The sequence below is a fragment of the Vibrio sp. J502 genome (assembly GCF_025397955.1).
GTDB classification, from domain to species: domain Bacteria; phylum Pseudomonadota; class Gammaproteobacteria; order Enterobacterales; family Vibrionaceae; genus Vibrio; species Vibrio anguillarum.
Genome location: NZ_CP104555.1, coordinates 931405 through 956379, shown reverse-complemented (window position 1 = coordinate 956379; position 24975 = coordinate 931405). Strand labels below are relative to the sequence as shown.

Sequence of the window (24975 nt, the reverse complement as noted above, 5' to 3'; positions counted from 1 at the left end):
ATTAAGCCCTCGCACTTAATGCGATGACGGGGGTGAGATTGGCGGCACGCTTTGCTGGGAAATAAGCAGCCAGCAGTGCAAACAACGTGGTGACGAGCAGTGACCAGCCTAGAGCTGGCACAGTGATGGCTGGTTCGCCGAGCCAATCAGGTAAGCCGATGTAATTCAGTAATAGTACCACCAGATAGGAGAGGAGCATTCCGAACACTGCACCTAATACCACTAGCAACCCACCTTCTAAAATAAACTGGCGCAAAATGATCTTCGGTGTTGCGCCAATGGCTAAACGCACACCAATTTCCCGCGTTCTTTCCGTGACAGAAAGGAACATGATATTGGCGACGCCCAAAGCGCCGACCGCAAGCGTCATCGCTCCACTTGCCCCTAAAAATAGTTGTATACCTCGAAACAAGGCATTGAAAAATTGAGCGCCGCTGCTGAAGTCAGGTAGGTTTATGGCCTCAGTATCGCTCGGATCAAAATGTTTCTGTTTGGCGAAGAAAGAGAGGATGTTCATGCGCAATACCGCGGCTGGTATCCCTGCGGCGGGCTGCACAAGGAAAAATTCAGGCTCACTTTGCCAAAGATCAGTAAAAGCGCTGCTTGGGATCATCACTTGGCTGTTTTCATTGTTTATAGAAATGCCCCCTTCTTGCTGCTGAGTAATACCGACAACCGAGAAGGGAATGGTATTGACTTTGATCGTATCACCAATAGATAGCTGACCAACTTGTGCCAACTGCCAACCAACCACCGCAATTCGGGAATGGTTTTTCTGATCGCTGGCGTGAATGCCGCGTGACCCCGCGGTCAGTTGCAAGTTGCGCAATACTAAAAATTGAGAGTCGATCCCGCTGACGTAACCGGGAAGCATTCGGCCTTTTACATTCGTCACTTTAGCATCCCATTTTCCGTAGATAACTGATAATGCGCTGATGTTTGGGTGCTGTGCCAAAGCACGCATTTCCGGCTCTGAAAGGGTAATCGCTCGTCTTGCCGCAAGGCCTTGCCAAGGTTTGGTGGTTTGACTGGGGAAAGCCATTTGTGTATCGCTCATTAACAGCGCGAAAGATTGTGTATTGACGCGATAAAATCCTTCACCTAAGGCAACGAGCACTAAAACCGACACAATACCCCAAACGATAGCAATGACCGCGAGGGCGCTGCGTAGCCGATGGGCAAGCAGCGTTTGCACGACTTGTTGTAGGCTTGAGATCATGAGTGCAGAGCCTGAGAGAGCGAAGCGATCACGTCATCATCTAACTGCCCAGCAGCTTGCAGCAGGCCAATCCGCTGCTTCCAATATTGGTACAATCGCCGTTGTAGACTGTTTTTACTGTTAAACAGAGCGTTATGGGCGTCAATCAAATCAGAAGCTTCAGTCATTCCTGACTCATAAACGGTTTGTTTACTTTTTAAAGCTTGCTCTCGTGAGCGGACTTGTAACTGAGCCATCTCCACTTGTCGCCAATCCAGATGGATTTGGTTAAAGCCACTTTGAATTTTGCGTTTAATCTCGATATCTACCTTGCGCAGTACTTGCTTGGCGCTTAAGACTTGCAGCGCAGCCTGATCGACCGTGGCGCGCGTGGAACCATTCAAATCCAACGGAATTTTTAAGCTTAAACCTGCACTGAGATCCCCATCTCGACCCTGATCATTGTCTTGGTAAGAAACACTGCCAGATAAGGTGGGATAATATTTGGCTTTGGCTGCATCTCGGCCAAATTCAGAAGCGGCGACTTCCTGCTGGGCAGCCAATAACTCAGGGCTGTTATCCTGCGCAAGCTTTAACCATTCAGTTTCGCTGCTGACTTGCATTGGCGGTTCAATGAGGTCGGTCGTTTTAATTTGGTCAATGTGCTGTGGGTCTCGATTGATGAGCGCGATAAGGGCTGACTTTTTCTCTTCTAGAGCAGCTTGCGCACTGAGTATATCCGCTTGCTCATCGACGTGGTTAGCACGCATGTCTTCCAATGCCGTTGATTGAATTTTTCCTGCTTTGTAACGCTGCTCGGTAATCTTCAGCAGTTTTGCACCTTCTACGAACTTTTGCTCAGCAAGTTGTCGATCGCCTTGCGCGCTGGCGAGATCGAGATAGGCATACAGTAATGTTGCAGCCAGCTCATTATGTGCAGTCTTCACTTTTAATTGTGATGCCACATAGCTTGCTTGAGATTGGTCGAGCTGTGCCCAATTAGCGCTATCCCAAATGGTTTGGCTTAATGTGGCACCATAGCCTTTAGTGTTGTTGCCATCGTCATCCCATGAGGTATCCGCGCTGAGGCTAAAAGAAGGCAGCAAGGCACTTTTGGTACTTCGGACCTCTGTTTCACTGATTTGAGATTGGATCTGTGCTTGTGAATAAGTAGGGTCAAAAGCTTTGGCGGCTTGCCAAGCTTGTTCAATAGTGATGGCGTGAGCTGAAAAAGTCACCGCGCCACAGAACGTCATTAGCGCGGCTGCTAGCGCATTACGTTGAAAAGGGCGCTTAGTGGTCATCTTTGCCTCCGAATAAACTGTTGTCGATGATCACATCGTCCGCTGATAAACCCGCAATCACTTCCACATTAATGCCATCGGACAAACCTAAGGTTACGGCGCGCACTTGGTAACCTTGTTCTGACTGATCTGGGATCAAGACTTCAGGTTTGTCACCGCTAAATCGCAATGCGCGCTCTGGAATGGTGATGACGTTTTCCACGCTCTTTAATGTGATCTGTGCGGTAGCAGAAAAGCCCGAGCGAATCACCATATTGTCAGGAAAGCGAATCTGGTTAATCTCCACTTCAAATCCATTATCAAAGCTAGTCGTTTTGGTATCACTAGGGTTATTCAACTTATCAGATTGAACCGCAACTTTGCTTAATACGCCGCTGATTTCTGCTTCTGGATACGGTGCTAACGTTAAGTTGACGGCCATCCCTGCGGCGAGTTGCGCTGCATCATGTTCACTGACACTGCCTTTGAAAATCATGTCATTCATATCGGCAATCGACATCATTTCAGTCGCCGCTTGGCTTGAGGCAGTGGAAATGATCGGCTCTCCTACTTCCACTTTTAGGTTTAAAATGGTGCCATCAATGGGGGCGACGAGTGTGGACGTGAGTTTCGAATCGCCAACCGATGCTTCACCGCTGCGGATCAGCTCAAGGTTCTGCCTTTTTTGTTGCACTTCGGCTTGTTTTGATTTCAGCTCTGATTTTGCTTGGATTAGCTCACCGTAGTTTTCCGGCACAATCTTTTGTTCAACTAACTGCTGCAAGTTTGCCAGCGTCTGTTTGGCGGAATCTAAGCTCGCCTCACTTTGCATTAAAGCGGTGGTTGCGTCGGTTAACGCTTGCGGTGTTGGATTTGGACGCACTTTGATCAAAGGCGTGCCCAAGGTAACTTGTTCACCGACCCGATGATAAATTTCACCGACAATCCCCTCAATTTGCGATTTTATAGATACCGAGTGAGCTGGCACGATTTGGCCAACAGCGATTGCCTGTTTGGCAATATTTCCCTGTTCGACCGTCAGAGTGGGGAAAGCCGAGAGAGATTCATTGCTATTGGTAGTTAGGTAATAGCCCCCGCTGATTAAGGCGGCGCTAATTACCGCGATGGCCCAACGCTTTTTCATGAACAATTCCATATCAAGGAGAAAATAAATAATGGTGGTATGACTTGAGTGTCATCAGAAGGTTCCTTCATGCTATAGAAGTAGCGCATAAAAACCTGTATTGATTTGTCATGATAATGTCAGCTAGAAATAGCAAACAGCATGCAGTTGTCTGTTCTGATGAAAAGGGCGATCATTGACCGCCCTGATGGTAATAGTAGAAATGAGGTGTAGCGTAGAAGGGATCCGAGAGGAATTTAGCGCTTATTACGCAAATAACGTTTACGACGCTCTACTTTTTTGGCTGCTTTTTCCTCGGCTTCTCTGGTCGCTCGTTCTTCCACTTCCACTAACTCTTTGGTGATCATTTCAGGGCGTTCAAGAGTAATTTGGCCGAGAATACCTTGGCGCAATTCATGCAGTAGGATCTCCGACGCTTTGTGCAGATCAATACGGCCACCGGGGCGCAGAGCACCACGTTTGCGGCCAATTTCTTCCATCCATTCCACATCAGATTGAGGTAACTCATCGATTTGATAACGCTCTTGCAAACGCTCAGGATAAGCTTGCGCTAAATATTCAACAGTATAAAAGGCTACATCCTCATATTCCATGGCAGTATCTTTTACTGCCCCCGTTGCGGCTAGACGAAAACCACTGTGTGGGTTTTCCACTTTAGGCCATAAAATTCCCGGAGTATCGGACAGCACAATGCCATTTTGCAAATTGATACGTTGTTGGCGGCGAGTAACGGCGGGTTGGTTACCTGTTTGAGCCACAGCGCGACCGGCTAAGGTGTTGATGATGGTTGATTTACCGACGTTCGGGATGCCCATGATCATGGTGCGAATATTTTTCCCCACTTCTTCACGATGTGGTGCCAACTTACGGCAAAGCTCCATGATTTTATGCACTTCTTGAGGGTTAGACGTGGTGACCGCCATTGCTTTCACCCCTTGTTCTTTCTCAAAATGGTCGATCCACAATTGCGTCATTTCAGGGTCTGCTAGGTCACGTTTATTGAGTACCTTCACACACGGTTTATTACCACGCAAATGGGAGATAAGTGGATTTTCGCTGCTAAACGGGATACGAGCGTCCAACACTTCGATAATCACATCAACTTGCGGAATGACCTCTTCGATCTCCTTACGTGCTTTATGCATGTGCCCCGGAAACCATTGAATTGTGTTGTTAACCATTTGAAAACTGCCTTTTAATGTAAAAATTCTGCTGGTGGAGGAAGTGAGTTTTTATTGATGTTTATGAGAATCATCAACAAGGTTTACTGATAACCACCGCAGTTTTAGATGTGATGATGTTAACATTTAATTGGCGAGGCTGGAATCTAAGCTGTGTGGTGAACTTTACATGTTCTCTCAAAGGTGGGGCGGCTTAGGATTGACGACGCTCGTGCAGTTACATCTCTTGTCGGTGAGAGAGTACTGAGCCGAGCAAAAATTCGGTCAGATCGTGCTTGGTTAAGCAAGTTTTTGCCCAGCGGAGCAATTTATTGCTCAAGCAGTCAAAAGACCTAAGATAACCCATTGAAATATAATAATTTAACACTGGCATTGCTTTTGCTTGGTGAGGCATTACATTATGCGATGCGATTCACGAAAAAGGACCAAACCATGCCAGCCGCTCTTCGAACCATTTCTTACCAAGCGTTATTAAACGCAGAGCAAGCCCATATGCCAGCCGTAAGATTATGCTCTACGCAGGGGAAACCGTCATGATCCTCTCTTGGTTTCAACAGCAGCAAAATCATCGCTATTGGTTAGTTGATCGCAAGCTTCACAAGCAGGCCTTACAGCAAAATGGGGGCTTTGGATTTGAAGAAGCCGTGCCTCTGTTTTATGGTGCAATGTTTACTGAGGTGATGCCACTCTCTCCATGGTTAATCCCTGTTTCTGAATCGATATTGTCGCTCCCTGAAGCGTTACTTGAACAGGGTATTGGGCTGTCAAGCCATGCCGTGGGTGATGAAGTTTTGCAGCATCTTCGCAGTTTATTAATTGCCGGATTAGAGGGCGAGGAAGTGATGTTTCGCTTTTACGATAGGTCGGTCATTATTGCTATGTTAGCACGAACGGACCAATCAGAAGTGAACCAGTTTTTGGGCAATATCAATCAATTGGCTGCATTAGATAATGGTGGCCAAGGCCACTTAGTCACGTTTGACAACACCTCGCACGCGCCATTTAATGCTCAGCAAGGCTCTTGGTGGGTAATAAAAGCGCATCATCTTGATAAACAAGAGAACTTACCTTTGTTAAAAGCTAACCTTGAATCTTGGTTATGGCAGCATTTCCCCAAGGCAATGGACCAGCATCTTACGCAAGGGCGTGATATCGCTTCCATGCTCACACCGTTTCTCTCTGCTGCTGAGCAAACCTTAACGTATCGTGTGATGAGCGCGGCCATCGCGGCGATTATGGGCAACGAATACTTGGCTCAGCCTAGCATGATAGAACTGATCAAAGACAATCAAAATGAAGAGATTAAATACGCTCTGCATGCCTTAAGTCGCCAATTACAACATGAGGGATAATCATGGATTCATTTAACCATTGCGTGCAGTGCAACCCAGAGAAAAACTGGTTGGAACTGGAGTTCATGAGTGAAAACGATGAACCGATTGATGGCCTTGCCGTCACCATTACGAACAAAATTACCTCCAACACACACACGCAAACCACCAGCGCCGGTAAAGTATTATTTGCAAATATTGCCGCAGGTGAATGGCGCGCTTCTGTCAGCCAAGCCTCTTTGTTAAGCGAAGTCGAAAAGTACGCCAGCCGTAAAGAAGGGCAAGAGTCGCCAGTGAAAACCCGCGCATCGGCAGAGCGTGATGCTGCTGAGCAAAGCCCGAAACGGTATCACAGCACTACCATAGGTGATTTTTGGGATGAAGCCCCTCAAGATGAGTTTTTGCAAGAGCATCATAAAGGGATAGATACCAATGCCTCTGCGGAAAAAGCAGGGTTCAGCCTTAGTCACAACCAAAGTTACGTTTTTGAAATCAAAGCACTGCGCAGTTATATGCCAGTGATTATTGATACCGATGAATTTAGTTTGGTGAATAGTTATACCTTTGCGTTGTTGTCCAAATTGGCTTATGCGACTAACGATTTTAGTAGGGATGATGGTAAGACAACAGATAATCAGGGTGCGATTAGTACGGTAATTTCTCAGTTAAAGCGCAAAGAAAGACCTGCTTATTCTGGGGATTTACAGGCGAAATGGCTACTAGAAGAAATACCATACAGCAGAGCTTTAAGTGCTCAATATTATGCCGAGGATGATGTCGGCAGTGAAGGTTACATCATCTTTAACGATGAATTGGCGATTATAGGTGTGAGAGGTACAGAGCCTTATTTCCAGAGTAAGAAGCCACCTGTTAATAACACTAAATTTAAAATTATAAAAGCGGCTTCAGGTATGGCGGCTGTGATTGCGGATAAGGTAGAAAGTGCTACCGATTCACCAGGAATGAAAGACCTTATTATAACGGACCTTGATGCCGCTCAAATCGCCCCCGAAGAGTTTGGTGGAACGTATGTCCATCGAGGGTTTTATCAATATTCGATGGCGTTGTGGAAAAATACACTACTAGCTGATGATATTTTAAAAAATCACTCTACTAAACGATTTTATCTCTGTGGTCATAGTTTAGGTGGTGCTGGTGCATTGTTACTAAGTGCACTGATTAAAGATCGTTATCATCCTTCAGTATTGCGTTTATATACATATGGAATGCCACGTACGGGAACGCGCAGTTTTGTTATTCGCTACCAAGATATTCAGCATTATCGTCATGTTAATAACCACGATTTAGTTGCTCAAATCCCCATGATATGGGCAAATACCGATCTTACAGAGGGACTCGATAAATGGGATGTATTTAGTAGTGGTATAACATTGATTAAGAAAATGCTCACCGATAACGACGATGATAATTATCTCCACCATGGTCATTTATCGCAGTTATTAACTTATAATGATTCTGACCAGATTTTACTGACGCCAAGGCAAACACAAATCACTATGCTAGATCTGGCAAAATTAGCCAGCAATGATTCTGTTACTTTGGTAAATAGCTTGTCCGATGCTTCAATTGCAGAACATGGAATGGAATATTATATCCCTAATTTGTGGCAACAAATGTATTCTTTAAGTAATGAAAGTTTAATGGTGCATTACCAACAAGCAATATCAGCTCTCGACCAAGAAATTGCTACTTTACAGGGAAATTATCTCACCGTTAAACAAACTTGGGCTGAATCTTTAGGAAATGCTACACCAGCGTTGAGCATCGGACGTTTGATGAATGAGATGAATTCTATAAATAAACTAATAGAGAATCGCAATAAAATAAGAGGAGAGCTCAAGCAGATAGTCTCTGACCCTGAGCGTTTACCTTTAGCAAAACTATTAATAGCGCAGAAAACATTACCTGATGAAATTAAGGAACAGCTACAATGAAGTTATTGAATAACCTCACAATGAAAAAGCGAATATCAATTGTTGTACTATTTATCGCATTGTTTTTTCTTGGGTATGATTATTACCAGACTTCTCAACCGAATATTTGGGGCGATGAACCTGATGAGTCCTATATTACTATATCAGGCAAAAAGCCTATAGATGCTTATTTAGAAGTTTGGACTCATTTTTGGGTGACAGGAGATGAGTGTGAGGCTTATTCCTACGATTTATTTGGTCAAAAAGCCCATAAAGGAGGAAAGATAAGCCAGAAAATTACGCATGATTTTGCTAAAGATGATTCAAACTATGAATTTAGGATCCCTTTTAAAACGTATAAAAATTCACAAAATTGTATAGTGGAATTAAGAGATTTTTCTATTCAGGCTTATAACTCATTTGGCAGTGCTGGCTTTGCTCAGTTGCGCGTTTCACAGGCAGGAAAAGAATATTATAATCGAGCAATTGAGCCTGATTTATCAATTGTCGCAAAGGATTGTGGCGCATATTACTCTGAAAAGTTCAATCAATGGACAAATGGTTTTGGTTGTTATTACTACATTGATGGTAAGAGAAAAAGTCAAGATCAAGAATTCAACGCCTACAGCGCTTATTATGATTTCTCGAAATTCAATAATGACACCGTGATTCATTACGATATTTTAGCCGGTGAGAATTACCGCTCTGAGCCGTTAGATATACCCGTGATCATTGAAGATGCTTGATTTTCAATAGAATCAGGATCATGCTACAAACCATGAAAATCACACTGACTCCTCAACAGAAACTGCAACTCGAACAGATGCACGACATTGAGCGTGATAGTCGAGTTTGCGACCGTATTAAGGCTGTTTTGCTGGCTTCTGAAGGCTGGAGTCAGACTATGATTTCACAAGCTCTTCGTATTCATGAATCGACCGTTGCACGTCACCTCAGTGACTACGTACTTTCTGAAAAACTTAAGCCTGAGAATGGAGGAAGCCAAAGCAAGCTTTCTGCTATTCAAACCATGCACCTAATCGAGCATTTGACTGAGAAAACCTATTCTCATACTCATCAAATTGTCGCCTATGTTAAAGAGACGTTTGGGCTTGATTATACTGTTTCTGGTATGAACAAATGGCTTCACCATAATGGTTTTAGCTACAAGCAACCGAAAGGCATACCACACAAGTTTGATGAAGCAAAACAGCAAGCATTCATAGAGGCGTATGAAGCGCTAAAGGCAAGCTGTGGCGAGGATGAATCGATAGTCTTTATCGATGCAGTTCACCCAACACTATCAACAAAGATATCGCATGGCTGGATACGTACTGGTCAGGATAAAGTGATTGAAACAACGGGTAATCGTAGCCGATTGAACATTATTGGCGCACTGAACCTGTCGGATATTGGTGCAACCATTGTTCACGACTATGAGAGCATTAACAGTGAATCGATTGTTCGTTTTTTCTGTAAGTTAAGAGAGAGTTATTCGTTAGCCCATAAGCTTCATATCATATTAGATGGTGCGGGATATCACCGCAGTGACTTAGTCAAAGATGCGGCGTTTGTCCTGAATATTAAACTGCATTATCTTCCACCTTACAGTCCAAACCTCAACCCAATAGAGCGGCTATGGAAAGTAATGAATGAGAAGTCGAGGAACAACGTTTACTTCAAAAGAAAACGGGACTTCAAGGCGGCAATAGACCAATTTTTTTCTGTGACTCTTCCAGAGATCGCAGGCTCTTTGACATCTCGAATTAATGATCATTTTCAGGTTCTCAAGCCTGCATCTTCAAGTTGATTCGGTATAAAGAGCAAGGGCCGAAATAGTGAAAGTGATGACTAAAATCATACTTACACTAATTTTATTCTTTGTACTGATGTTTTACGTGGTTTATCCGCTAGTTGAATGGTATGAAAGTCGTCAGCCACCGTTTGGATCCTCTTCAGAAGATCAATATATTGTGATTCGAGGGAAAAAATCGTTAGATGCACATATAACCGCTTATGGTACATTTTTTGGCGGTGGTGAAACATGTAAATCATTTTCTTGGAGTGCCTCGGATGGTAAGAAAAGGAAAGGTGGAAAAGCAGATATATTATTTGAACATAACTTTTCGGAAAGTAATGATAGCTATGAGCTAAGGCTTCCTTTTCATAATTTTATCTCTTCTGGTTGTGATATGAAATTACACCAAATAGAAGTCGAAGCAAAAAATGATTTTGACCAAGTTGGTTTTGCTAAATTGCGTCTTTATAAGACTAATAAAAATAACGAAAAGCCTTTATCATTTAGTACTTTTATCGAGGCAAAAAATTGTGAGCCATATTACTCTGAAAAGTTCAATCGATGGACAAATGGTTTTGGTTGTTATTACTACATTGATGGTAAGAAAAAAAGCCAAGATCAAGAATTCAACGCCTACACCGTCTACTACGATTTCTCGAAATTCAATAATGACACCGTGATTCATTACGATATTTTAGCCGGTGAGAATTACCGCTCTGAGCCGTTAGATAAAGAGAAAGGGCCGCAATAGTGATATTTATCGCTAATGCCAACAGGAAAAAACGAATATCAATTGTTGTATTATTCATTGTATTAGTTTTTCTTGGATACGATTATTACCAAAGCATTCAACCGAATATTTGGGGCGATGAACCTGATGAATCCTATATTACGATCACAGGTAAAAAACCAACCGATGCCCACATAGTTGCATGGGCTACATTTTGGGTAACGGGCGATGAATGTAAAACCTATTCCTATGATATTTTTGGCCGTAAAGCTTATCAGGGAGGGAAAATTGACAAAAAATATACCTATAATTTTTCAGACGATCCAAACCGTTATGAATTACGTTTACCTTTTAAATCTGTAGTAGATAATAATGATTGCAATATTGAATTGAGAGATTTTCAGGTAAATGTCTTAAATAACTTTGATGGGATTGCAGGATTTAGAGCTTATCCTCAGGGCGAGCTGCCTTATGAAAAGGCTATTTCTACATCGATGATAATAGAAGCACGAGATTGTAATGCTGAATTCCACCAAGGGAAAAACGATATGTGGGATGGATGGTTTAACTGTGAGTATTTTGTTGGTAATAAATCCAGACTAAAAGATGTTAGACCTTATGAGTTCTATTACGATTTTTCTCAGTTTTCTGATGATACGATAATAAAATTTAATGTTTTAGCCGGTGAAAATTACCGCTCTGAGCCGTTAGATAAAAAGATAGGGCCGCAAGAGTGAAATTTATCGCTAATACCAACAGGAAAAAAAGAATATCAATGATTGTATTATTAATTGTATTGATTTTCCTTGGTTATGATTACTACCAAAGCACTCAGCCGAATGTTTGGGGTGATGAACCTGATGAATCCTATATTACGATTACAGGTAAAAAACCTAAGGATGCCAAAGTCGATGCTTGGGTTGGATGGGGAGCAAGTGGAAGCAACTGTAAGGCGCGGACGTTCAGTTTTTCTAATGTGAAATGGTCAAAAGGGGCAAATGTAGATTTACATATCACCTATGATTTTTCTGCGGATCCCAACCGATATGAATTGAGAATTCCCTACCAAAAATATTATGACGCATTAAACTGTGATGTTACTCTTGGGGATATTATAGTTCAGGCATATAACAATTTCGATACTGTTGGTTTCGCTCAATTAAGAATTTATAGTCCAAATTCAACTGACGACAAATCTTTATCATTTAACTCTTTGATTGAAGCAAGAGACTGTAGAGCAAGATATTACGAAGACTTAGATGAATTGTCTACAGGCTTGGCTTGCAGTTTTTATACTAATGGGAAAATCAGAGATAAAAGAGATTTAGTCGAATTCAACGCCTACACCGTCTACTATGATTTCTCGAAATTCAATAATGACACCGTGATTCATTACGATATTTTAGCGGGTGAAAATTACCGCTCTGAGCCGTTAGATAAAAAGATAGGGCCGCAAGAGTGAAATTTATCGCTAATGCCAACAGGAAAAAAAGAATATCAATTATTGTATTATTCATTGTATTAGTTTTCCTTGGTTATGATTACTACCAAAGCACTCAGCCGAATATTTGGGGCGATGAACCTGATGAATCCTATATTACGATTATAGGTAAAAAACCTAAGGATGCCAAAGTCGATGCTTGGGCAAGATGGGGGGCAAGTGGAGATTCTTGTAAAGCACGAACGTTCAGCTTTTCTAATGTGAAATGGTCAAAAGGGGCAAATGTAAAATGGCATATCACACATGACTTTTCTACGGATCCCAATCGATATGAATTGAGAATTCCATATCAAAAATATCACGACTCATTAGATTGTGATGTGGAATTAGGGAGAATTATAGTTCAAGCGTACAATAAATTTGGTACAGCGGGTTTCGCCGAATTGCGAATTTATCAAGCAGGAAAAGAATATTATAATCGACCAATTGATTTTAAATTCTCAATTGAAGCAAAAAATTGTGAGCCATATTACCATGAAAAGTTCAATCAATGGACAAATGGTTTTGGTTGTTATTACTACATTAATGGTAAGAAAAAAAGTCAAGATCAAGAATTCAACGCCTACAGCGCTTATTATGATTTCTCGAAATTCAATAACGACACCGTGATTCATTACGATATTTTAGCGGGTGAAAATTACCGCTCTGAGCCGTTAGATAAAAAGATAGGGCCGCAAGAGTGAAATTTATCGCTAATGTCAACAGGAAAAAACGAATATCAATTATTGTATTATTCATTGTATTGGTTTTCCTTGGTTATGATTACTACCAAAGCACTCAGCCGAATGTTTGGGGTGATGAACTAGATGAACCCTATATTACGATCACAGGTAAAAAACCAACCGATGCTCAAGTAGTTGCTTGGGCTGCATATTGGGTCACCGGTGATGAATGTAAAACCTATTCTTATGATATGTTTGGCCGTAAAGCGCATCAGGGAGGGAAAATTGATAAAAAATATACCTATAATTTTTCAGACGATCCGAGCCGCTATGAATTGCGTTTACCTTATAAATCCGTAGTAGATAGTAATCAGTGTACGGTTGCCTTAAGAGATGTTTCTATTCATGTGTACAACGATTTTGATGAAAATGGTTTTGCTGAATTGCGAATTTATTCTCCAACAAATAGCTATGATAAGGCGATTGATATTAATTCAATCGTACAAGCAAAGGAATGTAATGCCAAGATTTGGCAATGGGCAAGCAAAGATAGATGGTCAGGAGCTATGACTTGTTTTTATTTCGCAAATGATATAATTAAAACCAAGGAACCAGAATCAAACGCCTACACCGTCTACTACGATTTCTCGAAATTTAATAACGATACCGTGATTCATTACGATATTTTAGCCGGTGAAAATTACCGCTCTGAGCCGTTAGATAAAGAGAAAGGGCCGCAATAGTGAAATTTATCACTAATACTAATAGGAAAAAAAGAATATCAATTATTGTACTATCCATCGCATTATTTTTCCTTGGGTCTGATTATTACCAGACTTCTCAACCGAATATTTTGGGTGATGAACCTGATGAGTCCTATATTACTATATCAGGGAAAAGCCTATAGATGCTTATTTAGAAGTTTGGACTCATTTTTGGGTGACAGGAGATGAGTGTGAGGCCTATTCCTACGATTTATTTGGTCAAAAATCCCATAAAGGAGGAAAGATAAGCCAAAAAATTACGCATAATTTTGCTAAAGATTATTCACGTTATGAATTTAGGATCCCTTACCAAACGTATAAAAATGAACAAAACTGTATCGTGGAATTAAGAGACTTTTCCATTCAAGCATACAACAAATTTGATACTGTTGGTTTTGCCCAGTTACGAGTTTCACCAGCAGGCAATGAATATTATAATAGATCAATTGAGCTTGGTTCTTCTATTGAAGCAAAAAACTGTAGAGCAAGATATTACGAAGACTTAGATGAATGGTCTACAGGCTTGGCTTGCAGTTTTTATACTAATGGGAAAATGAAAGATAAAAAAGATTTAGTCGAATTTAACGCTTACACCGCCTACTACGATTTCTCGAAATTCAATAACGACACCGTGATTCATTACGATATTTTAGCCGGTGAAAATTACCGCGCTGAGCCGTTAGTGCAAGAACAAGTCGCTGTAGCGCAATAATTAGGCATAATGAATGTATTCAATGATCACTTGATTACCTTCTATAGAAACATGCTGGATATCACCATCAACACTTATTCGGTTTTTTAAACAGATCGCTTTTACCTCGCTGGTGGCGGTCTGTTTCAAACTCGGTAGTACCCTGTGCGGCTCAATATGTAGATGACGACAGAATTGACTGATAAACGTCATCGATAAAGAGCTATCCCCTCGTAAAAGATGTGAGAACTCAAGTTGAGTAAGGTTAAGTCGCCTAGCCATCTCCATCTGAGTCAAATGCATTTTAGCCTTTTGTGACATCCATACATTGTATAAGGCTTGGCGATCCTCTTCGCTAAACACCATAGTCCATCCTCTTTTTGTTATCACCTTTATTGGTGGTGTGCAGAGTGACAAAAACGAGTTGAGGTAGTGTCAATGAGAGGTTAAGGCCAGTTTAAATTTTTAATCAATTTCCCTACCAAAACTCTTTCCTGCTCTCGGGTTCTTCCTGTTTGTTATCGAGCCACCGTCTCAAAAAATGTAAAGCGTGATTCAGTAGCGCTTACAGCCTGCTTTATGGGTTTTTATACTGAAATCAGGTTTGTAATATTCCTGTTGTTTCTTTTGGTTTGAAAATTAGTGCGTGGCTCTGATTAAACTGCTTTAAGGATTGTCTGTAGTTATTTTAATCATGATACTGATGAGTCGTGGCTTTTTTACGGTCAGACAATACCTGTCGAATGCGGCCTAATAAAAGCTTGTTTTATTTAATATGCATTAAATACATTCAGTTATGTTTGTCTTGGGTTTTGAGGTTATTGATTTTTAGTGTTTAAAGTAGCTCAGGAATGGGTGATGCCTCTTGGTTGTTAATTCGTTTTCATCCCTTGTTATTTCGTTGCTATTGTTTTCGTTATGAAAATTATTTCGTGATCTTCGTCATTAAAATGAAAGCCAATTCTTTTAATTTGAAATGTAAAGTGGAAGTATAAATACGTACTTTGACACTAAGCCAATAACAACAATGAGGTTTGATTATGGAATGGATAATTCACGGAGCGGAATGGTTTATCGGACTATTTCAAAAAGGAGGAGAGGTGTTTACGGGGATGGTAACCGGTATTTTACCCTTACTAATTGCACTGCTGGTGGCGATGAATGCGCTTATCCGATTGGTGGGTCAAGAACGAGTGGAGAAACTGGCACAGAGTAGTGCTGGCAATCCGATCTCTCGCTATTTGATATTGCCAGTTATCGGCACCTTCATTTTCTGTAACCCGATGACATTGAGTCTCGGTCGTTTTTTACCTGAACGTTATAAACCTTCCTATTACGCGGCGGCTTCATATAGCTGTCACTCGATGAATGGTTTGTTTCCGCACATTAACCCTGGTGAGTTGTTTGTCTATCTAGGTATTGCTAGTGGCCTGACAACGCTCGGTCTGCCGCTTGGACCTCTTGCGGTTAGTTATTTGTTGGTTGGTATGGTGACTAATTTCTTCCGTGGGTGGGTCACTGACTTCACTACAACTATGGTTGAACGTCAACAGGGTGTTCAGTTAGAGCGTCAGGTTCACGTAGGTTAATGGGGCAATAAAAATGACGAAAGTATTACGTATACAGAAAGGTAGTGGCGGTTGGGGTGGCCCATTGGAGTTGCCGATCGAAGCCGATAAAAAGGTGTTTTACATTACGGGTGGTACTCGCCCTGCAATTGTCGACCGTATTGTTGAGCTTACCGGTTATGAAGCGGTTGATGGTTTTAAAACTAGTGTGCCCGATGAAGACATTGGCGTAGCGGTCATCGACTGTGGTGGAACATTGCGCTGCGGTTTGTATCCCAAAAAACGGATACCGACAGTTAATATTCACGCTACGGGTAAAAGTGGACCATTGGCTGAATTCATCACTGAAGATATTTATGTATCGGGTGTGCGTGAGTGTGACATTCAACTAGTAGGTAGCGAGGGTGGATCAATGCAACCACCACTAAGAGATGAACTCTCTAACGAGAGTCTGGCGACAAACAAATACGATACGAGTAAAAAACTAACTCAGCAAAGTGACAGCTTGTTGGCTCGGATCGGCATTGGGATGGGGTCGGTGATGGCGACCTTCTACCAAGCTGGGCGTGAAGCCATTGATACCATTTTGAAAACGATTTTGCCGTTTATGGCATTCGTCTCCATGCTGATTGGGGTGATCATTGCCTCTGGTTTGGGCGATGTGATCGCGCATGTATTGACGCCTTTGGCGCAAAATCCACTAGGGTTAGTAACGCTCGCGTTGATCTGCTCGTTCCCGCTGCTTTCTCCATTCCTTGGCCCCGGTGCGGTTATCGCTCAAGTTATTGGTGTTTTAGTCGGCACCCAAATTGGTCTTGGTAATATACCACCACATCTCGCGTTGCCCGCTTTATTTGCCATCAATGCTCAAGCGGCTTGTGATTTCATCCCGGTTGGGTTGGGTATGGCAGAAGCTAAGCCGAGAACCGTTGAAATAGGTGTTCCTTCGGTACTGTATTCACGCTTCCTTACGGGCGCACCTACCGTTCTACTGGCTTGGTTTGTGTCTCTATTTATCTATCAATAGGGGGTGAGCAATGTCGCCACTATATCAAGTCAAGATCGAGAGCATTGGTGAGTTTGCCAATAGTGCGTTGGAAGACGATATGATGATCATCTTCAGTAATATTGCCCCAAAAGATGCGGCAGAGTATTGCTTCATCCACTCGCATGACGCACTCAAGGGGAATATCAAACCCGGTGGTGTGATGCAATTGGGAAGGTATCAGTATCCGATTACAGCGGTTGGTGAGGTGGTCAATCAAAACCTTGCAGAACTTGGGCACATTACCATACGGTTTGATGCCTTAGTTGAAGCTGAATATCCGGGTTGTCTTCATGTCAATGGTGAACGACCTCAGCAAGTGCGCTGCGGTGATGAAATTGTCTTTTTAAATTAATAGTCAGTATGGGTGCTCTATGCCTACGATGGGGCACCCTCTAAGTAAGGTGTAAGTTATGAGTAAAGTTGCGTTAGTGGTTGGTGGTGGTCAGACTCTAGGTGAATTTCTGTGCTTAGGTTTGGCTAATGAAGGTTACCGAGTTGCGGTCGCCGATTTAAATGGTTGCAGTGCTGAAAAGGTGGCTAATAGAATTAATCAAGAATACGGTCAGGCTACAGCACTGGGTGTGGAGGTAGATGCCACCAAAGAGCAAAGTGTAGTGAATATGGTTAGGCAAATAGATGAATTTTTTGGACGGATTGATCTGCTGGTTTACAGCGCTGGTGTGGCTCAGGCTGGCAAGATTGACGGTTTTCCATTGACTGCTTGGCAGCTATCGATTGACGTAAACCTAACGGGGTATTTCCTCTGTGCACGAGAAGTATCAAAAGTAATGATTCGTGAACAACGTGGTGGGCGCATTATTCAGATCAACTCAAAGTCGGGTAAAGTGGGTTCAAAGCATAACAGTGGTTACTCAGCGGCCAAATTTGGTGGGGTTGGCCTGACTCAGTCACTTGCGTTAGATTTAGCGGAACACAAAATCACGGTGCATTCTTTGATGTTGGGTAACTTGTTGAAAAGCCCTATGTTCCAATCACTGCTACCTCAGTATGCGAAAAAATTGGGTGTACCGGAATCAGAGGTTGAACAGATTTATATCGATAAAGTGCCACTTAAGGCAGGATGTGAATATCAGGATGTTCTCAATGTACTGAAGTTTTACGCCAGCGATGAAGCCGCCTATTGTACTGGTCAATCGATCAATATCACGGGTGGTCAGGTAATGTTCTAATCCATCCCCCATGGATTAAGCCCTATGCTCCTAGAATAAGGGCAGCTTATATTGGGCAGGCGTTATGCTTGCCCCTTTTTGACAAGAGGTATGAGATGGACTCAACAACGGTACTTATTTATTTTGCTGCAGGAGCTTGGATGATACAGATCGTCTTAGGTTATTTGCAGATTCGATCTTTTAATCGGATGCTTCAATCTATGACTCATAAAGGGAAAGTCAAGATAGGCCGCACCCAAAGCCGATGGAAACCGCGTACCGTACTGGTGTTGGTTGAAGATGAAGATCAGCATGTTGTAGATGCCAAAGTGATGAAGGGTATTTCTGTATTTGCTAGACCAAAGACACTAGATCAACTCATTGGTCAATCACTACCTATCCCTGAATCACTCATATTTCAACTGGATTCTAATGTTCAAGAAGCGTTAAACGTCGCAATTTCTAGGCAGTAATGAAAGAATGTTCCCCCTTTTCCTTTTAAGTTGAAAGGGAACTGTTATAAACTGCTATCAGTTTAATAATGAAGTTGATGCTATGAATTTAGATAACAGAAGAGCGCAGTTGCTGGATTATCTGCGTGTTAATGGGAAAACGTCAGTGAACGATCTGGCGGATACCTTTGAAACATCCGGAGCTACAATACGCAGTGATTTACGTTCGTTAGAGGAAGAAGGGCTTGTTATTCGCCGTTACGGAGCAGCTGAAGCTTGTATCGCTAATAGCGTCATTTTGGAAGACCGTTCGATGGATGAAAAGCAGACGGTGAACCTTGAACGTAAATGCTTAATCGCTAAAGCCGCTTCACAACTGGTCAAGGACGGGGATTCGATCATTCTGGACTGTGGCAGTACCACACTGCAGATGGTGCCGCATTTTGAACAGGTGATGTCACTGACATTGATGACGAACAGTATTCACATCGTAAACGCAGTAGCGAATTTGGATGCGGAACATACTGTATTGGTTCCGGGCGGAACGTATCGTCGAAAATCAGCGTCTTTCCATGGCACGCTGGCAGAGCAAGCATTTAAACAGTTTTCTTTCGATAAACTCTTTATTGGTGCTGATGGTTTTGACCTTGCGCAGGGAACAACAACCTACAACGAAGCGTATCAAGTCAGCCAGGCGATGTGCCAAGCAGCCAATCAGATCATTGTCGTGACCGATTCAAGTAAGTTTGGCCGTCGTAGCCCTAACGTGGTGGTTCCGCTAGATAAAATCGATATAGTTGTCACAGATAACCTTATCGCAGCAGAGGATCGGACGTATTTGGAAGAGAAAGGTATCCAAGTGATCACCGTTGGCTCCTAAGTCACTCCATAAACCCCATTTATGAAAGGAGGCTAGTTGGCTTTCTTTTTATTTTGTCGCCGATTTCAATTTTTTACTTTTAAAATAAAAGTTATCGGTGATTGAATTCACGCTTTTCTCTTTTGCCTCTTTTTCAATATATCAATAACGGAAACACTCCAACTATCCCCACATAATTTAAGAGCCGAAGGTATGGATTGGATAATCGAGGGAGCGGAATGGTTTATTGGTCTGTTTGAGAAAGGCGGTGAAGTGTTTAGCGAAATGGTGGCACAAGTACTCCCAGTGCTGATCTGTTTATTAGTTGCCATGAATGCGTTGATCCGTTTTATTGGCCAACAGCGTATAGAAGTGTTAGCTCAGAAAAGTGCGTCTAATCCTATATCTCGCTATTTGCTCTTGCCGACAGTAGGAACCTTTGTTTTTTGTAATCCCATGGTGCTCAGCCTAGGGCGTTTCTTACCTGAAAAGTACAAACCTTCTTATTATGCCTCTGCCTCCTACAGTTGCCACACCATGAATGGTATGTTCCCTCATGTAAATCCTAGTGAATTGTTTATTTATCTAGGCATTGCCGCTGGGATCACTCAACAGGGCTTATCGCTCGGTCCTCTTGCTATTTCCTATTTGCTGGTTGGCTTAGTGACCAACTTTTTACGCGGTTGGGTAACCGATATGACGACTATGTTTGTGGCTAGACAACAAGGTGTAGTATTCAGCGATAAAGTCGATCTTAACGTGGTTGAGGAAAAATGATGACGGTATTGAAAGTAAACCGAGGGCAGGGTGGATGGGGTGGCCCGCTATTCATTCCGGTTGAGGTTGACAAGAAGATCATCTACATCACAGCAGGGACTCGTCCCCATTTTATTGATGAGATGGTGGCGTTGACGGGCATGCAAGCGGTTAACGGCTTTGAACATTTTGTTCCCGATGAACGAGTCGCTTGTGTAGTGATTGACTGTGGTGGCACATTGCGTTGTGGGCTTTATCCCAAAAAAGGTATTCCGACATTAAATATCCATGCTACAGGCCAAAGTGGCCCTTTGGCACAATATATTCAGGAAGATATTTATGCATCTGGCATACGCAGTGGTTGTTTTTCCTTGGTAGATGATCACAAAACTACGTTTTGTGAGCCAATCCTATCTCAGCCCCAATCCATTGACACGACGAAGAAGCTTAGCCAACAAACAGATAGCTTACTGGCTAAAGTGGGGATCGGTATGGGCTCGGTGATGGCGACCTTTAATCAGGCTGGGCGTGAAACCATTGATACCGTACTTAAAACCATTCTGCCTTTTATGGCGTTTGTTTCAATGTTGATTGGGGTTATTCTCGCGTCTGGGTTAGGTGATTTAATTGCTCATACTTTGGAGCCATTAGCAGGGAACCCGATCGGTTTACTGACGATTGCCTTGATCTGTTCATTTCCGTTTCTGTCACCCTTTCTTGGACCAGGTGCGGTGATTGCGCAAGTGATCGGTGTACTTATCGGGACTCAGATCGGTATGGGAAATATCCCACCGCACTTAGCATTACCCGCTTTGTTTGCCATAAATGCTCAAGCTGCTTGTGATTTCATCCCTGTAGGGCTTGGCCTTGCAGACGCTAAGCCCGAAACGGTACAGGTCGGTGTGCCTTCGGTACTTTACTCTCGTTTTCTTACAGGTGCGCCAACGGTGCTGATTGCTTGGCTTATCTCATTCTTCATTTATCAGTGAGGGCATATGCTTCAGTATCAAACGACGATTTTGTCCGCTGGCGATTATGCTAAAGACTCACTGCATGATGATATTGTGATTTTATTCGGCCCGAGCGCCCCTGATGCGGTGAAGGAATATTGCTTCATACACTCGGGATCTTCGTTGTATGGATTGATTGACCACAACACCACTTTATTAATTGGGGATCTCGGTTTTGTTGTGACGGCAGTCGGCAGTGTGGCGAACCAAAATCTTGCGGAGCTTGGGCATGTAACACTTAAATTTGACGGTCAGCGAATCCCAGAATTGCCGGGTACCATCCATTTACTCGGTCCTAAATTAGAAGTGCTTCAACATGGTGATGTGTTGATGTTTGGTTAAAGTGGTGGAATGTGGCTTGATTGTGATTAGGCATATCTAAGAAAAAAGGCTCCTGTTTTAAAAGGAGCCAAATAGCTGGTAAGCGCTGTCGTATCGGTACGATTCATGAGCTTGATAATGATATGGTTCATGATGATAGTGGGAGCTTCACCCAATAAAAGGGACTGATTTTGCAGAAGATTGACGCATAGCATCAAGTTCAGGATTAGGCTGTCGTTAGTATCGCTATTGGTTCGAATAGTGAGTAAAAATGACATTCGGAGATTTCAACTATAATTAACGAACAATTAAAGCGTGCCGCGCCGAACAAGGTTGCGCACAACAAGAAAGGAATGAGCAGCAAGATGAAAAAAATGCTGATGTTTCTATTATTGCTGCTTGGGCTGGCGGGCTCGGGGGCTGGCTATTACTTTCTTTATTATCTTCCTGAGCAAGAAGCACTGCAGGCCGATTCGTCGAGTTCGAACGATGAAGAGCAAGTGCCAACCACTGAGACGGCTCCTAAAACGGCCTTGCCACCAAAACCGCTTGTTAATGATTTATATGTCGATTTAGCAAGGCTCGGAGTAAGAGAAAAGCCCGATGCACAAGCGTTTGTTGAGCGGGTTCTATACCGTGGTGATAAGGTGAAAATCTTGGAACGTAAATCGGGTTTTGGCCGTATTACCGATTATTTTGTCTATGAGGAAAACGGGCCTGAAGTCGCGGAGTGGATACCTTTGGATGGTTTAGTGGAACAAGCCCCGCTGATCACAGCAGAGGAGCGCCGTAAAACGGTCACGCAGTACATTGCGAATTCGGATGATTTTAAACTCTATGAAACGGCTTTTGTGCAGAAAACCGATGAGTTGCTGAAAAATGAAACCTGCGTACCAGAAGATTTTGAAGAGCTTGGTGGCTGGGTAAAGTCGCTCAAATATCAAGAACGTGAGGTTTATTTTGTGTATTGTGGTGGCCGCAAGTTAGCCAACAAAATTTACTTTGATATACAAAGCAAAGAAATATTTTACGCTTCTCATTAGCTAAAGTGATAAGAGCATTTAGATCTTTTTACTTGAGGCTTATGGTTGTCAGGAATATGATGCCTGCTTGAGTTGAGAGGAATGATTTTTTCATGCATTGGCACTTTATTAAATATGTCTGGTTTACGCTTTTTGCGGTGGTTCTGCCTTCGCAAGCGTTCGGCTATTTAATTGAGAGTGAAACGCACAGCCACGCTGAACGTAAAGTTATCCTACAACATGGTGAAAAAACCTCGCTCACGGCGATTGTTCATCAGCAAACATTGCCTCAAGCTATTGCTATTCAACAACCTATCTCTGATCAACAAGATAAACAAACGGCTCCACCCGTATCAAAATCGCTTCACTCAGACACTTCTGCTGCAATCGTCACCGCGTCTCGTTGGGGGGTAACTTCCCGAGTCGTTGAATACGATGGCCCCACTTTTGTCGATAACACACCCAATTACGACGTCACCGTCGCTCCCTTTAGGCTTTATCTTTTTCCTGTCGCTGAGTTGGCGGCATGGCAAGCTCGCCCCTATAGTTCTAACCACAGAATTTCTGGTTGGAAAGAAACGAATGCCATGTATGTGGCGTTAAATAGCCAGTACTGATCCCTCTTACTTTATATCAAGTGACAAAGTCACTCGCTTGTTCATTTAACTTGTTTATTTAAAGTAATAACAACTCAGCTTTGCTGAGAGGATTGGTATGAAAAAAACACAAAATAAAAAGGCGTCAGCACGTCTTATTAATCACTATTCTGCGTGGAAGTATATCGTATTGGCCGCCACTTTGGTTGTGCTTGCCTTGAGCGCTATACCCACCTGGTACGGCGAACAGCCGTCGATTCAACTGCAAGTCTCCGCTAAAAATGAGACGCTTAATTCAGTCGTGGAATTAACTCATCTACTCGAAAAAAACGATATTGCGGTACAAAACATACAGCAGCAAGGTGGGAAAACGACCTTAGTCTTTGCTGATGAAGTCCAGCAAACGCACGCCAGAGAATTACTCGATGGCATGATTGAAAAAGAAGACAGTATTACGTTCTCTTACGTTTCGGTTGCACCAACATGGTTGACAAATTTAGGTTTTAACCCGATTAAACTAGGGTTGGACCTGCGTGGTGGTGTGCAATTTTTGCTGAACGTTGACGTGGATAAAGCGTTCCAAGAGCAACGTGACAGCATGATCGATACCGTGAAAGATAAGCTGCGTGACGAGCGTCTTCGCAGCGTGAAAGTTAACTCTGAAGGTATTGATGGCTTCAAAGTAATGAGCAATTCAGCGGAAGATCTCAATAAAATCAATGCATTCCTCAAAGAAACTTACTCAGGGTGGGATATTCAACGCTCTTCTGATCAACTGCTGATCAAGCCTTCAAAACAGAATCGAGTCGATTTCCAATCAACGACGCTGCAACAGAACCTCAAGATTATGCGTGATCGCATTGAAGAGCTGGGCATCACTGAAGCCATGGTTCAGCGCCAAGGCGAGCACAGCATTCGTATCGAATTACCGGGCGTGCAAGACCCATCACAAGCGAAAAACGTGATTGGTGCGACGGCGAGCCTGGCTTTTTATGAGGCGAAATCACCCAGTGAAGCGTTTACGTCGCAAGACATTGTGCTAAAAGATGAAAATGGCCGCAATGTTGTACTTACTAAACGCCCTGTATTAACCGGCGATCACATTGTTAATGCGCGCGCAGGTATTGACCAAGTGGGAATGTCTGAGGTCAACATCTCGCTTGACCACGCTGGTGGCAAAATCATGAGTGATTTTTCATCCAAGCATATCGGTAAACCGATGGCGACCGTGTACCGTGAATACACCACCAATGCTCGTGGCGAAACAGAGCGTAGCGAAAAAGTGATCAGTGTTGCGACCATTCAATCGCAGCTGGGTAGCCAATTTAGAATCACTGGTGCAGGTTCGATGGAAGAAGCACAGCAGCTGGCTTTATTGCTGCGCGCTGGTTCATTAACCGCGCCTGTGACTATCGTAGAGGAGCGTACCATCGGCGCTTCATTGGGCGCAGAAAATATTCAAAATGGTTTTGCCGCATTAGCCTTAGGTATGGCATTAACGCTGACTTTTATGGCGCTTTGGTATCGCCGTTTAGGTTGGGTGGCGAACGCGGCGTTGCTGTTTAACATGGTGTGTCTCATTGGTCTGATTGCCTTATTGCCGGGTGCTGTGCTGACCTTGCCGGGGATTGCAGGTCTAGTTTTGACGGTTGGCATGGCCGTCGATACCAACGTGCTAATTTTTGAACGTATCAAAGACAAAATTGCAGAAGGACGTAATTTCGCCCAAGCGATTGATTCTGGGTTTAGCAGCGCCTTTAGCACCATTCTTGACGCCAACGTCACCACTATGATCACCGCTGTGATTCTGTATTCGATCGGTAATGGTCCAATCCAAGGCTTTGCCCTGACCTTAGGGCTCGGCATTATGACCAGTATGTTCAGCGGTGTGTTTGCTTCGCGTGCGGTTATCAATCTCATTTGGGGACGAGATGCTCGTCGTGATGTAAGGGTATAA

General features: G+C 43.0%; 26 protein-coding genes and 1 pseudogene. 22 read left to right on the top strand and 5 right to left on the bottom strand.

All coding sequences use genetic code 11. The annotated features are described in order from the left end of the window. Position 1 precedes the first annotated feature (1 nt). From N5E84_RS20335 to ylqF, 4 genes are all read right to left on the bottom strand, one after another. Complete coding sequence (locus N5E84_RS20335; RefSeq protein ID WP_069212208.1) at positions 2-1219, bottom strand: ABC transporter permease; 1218 nt, start codon at positions 1217-1219, stop codon at positions 2-4. After that, positions 1216-2502: a TolC family protein gene (locus N5E84_RS20330; protein ID WP_069212207.1), complete on the bottom strand. Its 1287-nt coding sequence runs from the start codon at positions 2500-2502 to the stop codon at positions 1216-1218. Before N5E84_RS20330 ends, N5E84_RS20335 begins: the two co-directional genes overlap by 4 nt. After that, positions 2492-3637 (bottom strand): efflux RND transporter periplasmic adaptor subunit, encoded by a 1146-nt coding sequence (locus N5E84_RS20325; protein ID WP_019283412.1) that lies wholly within the window; start codon positions 3635-3637, stop codon positions 2492-2494. Before N5E84_RS20325 ends, N5E84_RS20330 begins: the two co-directional genes overlap by 11 nt. Positions 3638-3861: 224 nt before the next feature. Next, positions 3862-4806: a ribosome biogenesis GTPase YlqF gene (gene ylqF, locus N5E84_RS20320; protein WP_069212206.1), complete on the bottom strand. Its 945-nt coding sequence runs from the start codon at positions 4804-4806 to the stop codon at positions 3862-3864. A 509-nt stretch (positions 4807-5315) separates the two neighbouring features. Here ylqF and N5E84_RS20315 point away from each other — a divergent pair. The 10 genes and pseudogenes from N5E84_RS20315 (at position 5316) to N5E84_RS20270 (ending at position 14238) form a co-directional block, all read left to right on the top strand. Further along, positions 5316-6158 (top strand): DUF4123 domain-containing protein, encoded by an 843-nt coding sequence (locus tag N5E84_RS20315; protein WP_019283413.1) that lies wholly within the window; start codon positions 5316-5318, stop codon positions 6156-6158. A gap of 2 nt (positions 6159-6160) precedes the next feature. Beyond that, entirely contained in the window at positions 6161-8092 is a 1932-nt protein-coding gene (locus tag N5E84_RS20310; protein WP_019283414.1) for a lipase family protein, read from the top strand. Then, positions 8089-8817 carry a hypothetical protein gene (locus tag N5E84_RS20305; RefSeq protein ID WP_095661357.1) on the top strand — a complete coding sequence of 243 codons (729 nt, stop codon included), beginning with the start codon at positions 8089-8091 and terminating at the stop codon, positions 8815-8817. Before N5E84_RS20310 ends, N5E84_RS20305 begins: the two co-directional genes overlap by 4 nt. A gap of 32 nt (positions 8818-8849) precedes the next feature. After that, entirely contained in the window at positions 8850-9881 is a 1032-nt protein-coding gene (locus N5E84_RS20300) for an IS630-like element ISVa15 family transposase (RefSeq protein ID WP_026027704.1), read from the top strand. Positions 9882-9918: 37 nt separating this feature from the next. After that, positions 9919-10620 (top strand): hypothetical protein, encoded by a 702-nt coding sequence (locus N5E84_RS20295; RefSeq protein WP_019281644.1) that lies wholly within the window; start codon positions 9919-9921, stop codon positions 10618-10620. Further along, a complete protein-coding gene (locus N5E84_RS20290) occupies positions 10620-11336 on the top strand; it encodes a hypothetical protein (protein ID WP_019281643.1) in 717 nt (238 codons plus the stop codon). The genes N5E84_RS20295 and N5E84_RS20290 overlap by 1 nt, the downstream gene beginning before the upstream one ends. Next, positions 11333-12061, top strand: coding sequence for a hypothetical protein (locus N5E84_RS20285; protein WP_019281642.1), 729 nt, complete (start codon positions 11333-11335; stop codon positions 12059-12061). The genes N5E84_RS20290 and N5E84_RS20285 overlap by 4 nt, the downstream gene beginning before the upstream one ends. Beyond that, positions 12058-12783 (top strand): hypothetical protein, encoded by a 726-nt coding sequence (locus N5E84_RS20280; protein WP_019281641.1) that lies wholly within the window; start codon positions 12058-12060, stop codon positions 12781-12783. The genes N5E84_RS20285 and N5E84_RS20280 overlap by 4 nt, the downstream gene beginning before the upstream one ends. Then, positions 12780-13505: a hypothetical protein gene (locus N5E84_RS20275; protein ID WP_019281640.1), complete on the top strand. Its 726-nt coding sequence runs from the start codon at positions 12780-12782 to the stop codon at positions 13503-13505. The genes N5E84_RS20280 and N5E84_RS20275 overlap by 4 nt, the downstream gene beginning before the upstream one ends. Next, positions 13505-14238, top strand: a pseudogene (locus N5E84_RS20270) (hypothetical protein). Before N5E84_RS20275 ends, N5E84_RS20270 begins: the two are co-directional and overlap by 1 nt. Here the strand turns inward: N5E84_RS20270 and N5E84_RS20265 are convergent. Beyond that, the gene (locus N5E84_RS20265; protein WP_029388105.1) at positions 14239-14583 is read right to left on the bottom strand and encodes a helix-turn-helix domain-containing protein; all 345 of its coding nucleotides are present in this window, start codon (positions 14581-14583) and stop codon (positions 14239-14241) included. A 674-nt stretch (positions 14584-15257) separates the two neighbouring features. On the opposite strand from N5E84_RS20265, the gene N5E84_RS20260 reads away from it, so the two are divergent. The 12 genes from N5E84_RS20260 (at position 15258) to secD (ending at position 24975) form a co-directional block, all read left to right on the top strand. Continuing rightward, on the top strand, positions 15258-15806 hold the full coding sequence (locus tag N5E84_RS20260) for a PTS glucitol/sorbitol transporter subunit IIC (protein ID WP_038148604.1): 549 nt from the start codon (positions 15258-15260) through the stop codon (positions 15804-15806). A 13-nt stretch (positions 15807-15819) separates the two neighbouring features. Beyond that, positions 15820-16812 (top strand): PTS glucitol/sorbitol transporter subunit IIB, encoded by a 993-nt coding sequence (locus tag N5E84_RS20255; protein WP_019281637.1) that lies wholly within the window; start codon positions 15820-15822, stop codon positions 16810-16812. Positions 16813-16822: 10 nt separating this feature from the next. Next, positions 16823-17185, top strand: a complete 363-nt coding sequence (locus tag N5E84_RS20250; RefSeq protein WP_013868507.1) for a PTS glucitol/sorbitol transporter subunit IIA — start codon at positions 16823-16825, stop codon at positions 17183-17185. A 58-nt stretch (positions 17186-17243) separates the two neighbouring features. Beyond that, entirely contained in the window at positions 17244-18023 is a 780-nt protein-coding gene (srlD, locus tag N5E84_RS20245) for a sorbitol-6-phosphate dehydrogenase (RefSeq protein ID WP_013868508.1), read from the top strand. A 95-nt stretch (positions 18024-18118) separates the two neighbouring features. Further along, positions 18119-18475 carry a transcriptional regulator GutM gene (locus N5E84_RS20240; RefSeq protein ID WP_019281636.1) on the top strand — a complete coding sequence of 119 codons (357 nt, stop codon included), beginning with the start codon at positions 18119-18121 and terminating at the stop codon, positions 18473-18475. An 82-nt stretch (positions 18476-18557) separates the two neighbouring features. Further along, a complete protein-coding gene (locus N5E84_RS20235) occupies positions 18558-19334 on the top strand; it encodes a DNA-binding transcriptional repressor (protein ID WP_013868510.1) in 777 nt (258 codons plus the stop codon). A 192-nt stretch (positions 19335-19526) separates the two neighbouring features. Continuing rightward, positions 19527-20090 (top strand): PTS glucitol/sorbitol transporter subunit IIC, encoded by a 564-nt coding sequence (locus N5E84_RS20230; RefSeq protein WP_017045367.1) that lies wholly within the window; start codon positions 19527-19529, stop codon positions 20088-20090. Beyond that, positions 20087-21058, top strand: coding sequence for a PTS glucitol/sorbitol transporter subunit IIB (locus N5E84_RS20225; protein WP_017045368.1), 972 nt, complete (start codon positions 20087-20089; stop codon positions 21056-21058). The genes N5E84_RS20230 and N5E84_RS20225 overlap by 4 nt, the downstream gene beginning before the upstream one ends. A 6-nt stretch (positions 21059-21064) precedes the next feature. Continuing rightward, positions 21065-21421 (top strand): PTS glucitol/sorbitol transporter subunit IIA, encoded by a 357-nt coding sequence (locus N5E84_RS20220; protein WP_019281635.1) that lies wholly within the window; start codon positions 21065-21067, stop codon positions 21419-21421. A 344-nt stretch (positions 21422-21765) separates the two neighbouring features. Continuing rightward, positions 21766-22443 (top strand): SH3 domain-containing protein, encoded by a 678-nt coding sequence (locus N5E84_RS20215; protein WP_231494674.1) that lies wholly within the window; start codon positions 21766-21768, stop codon positions 22441-22443. A gap of 92 nt (positions 22444-22535) precedes the next feature. Then, on the top strand, positions 22536-23039 hold the full coding sequence (locus N5E84_RS20210) for a hypothetical protein (RefSeq protein ID WP_019281633.1): 504 nt from the start codon (positions 22536-22538) through the stop codon (positions 23037-23039). 97 nt (positions 23040-23136) lie between these two features. Beyond that, positions 23137-24975, top strand: coding sequence for a protein translocase subunit SecD (secD, locus tag N5E84_RS20205; RefSeq protein WP_019281632.1), 1839 nt, complete (start codon positions 23137-23139; stop codon positions 24973-24975).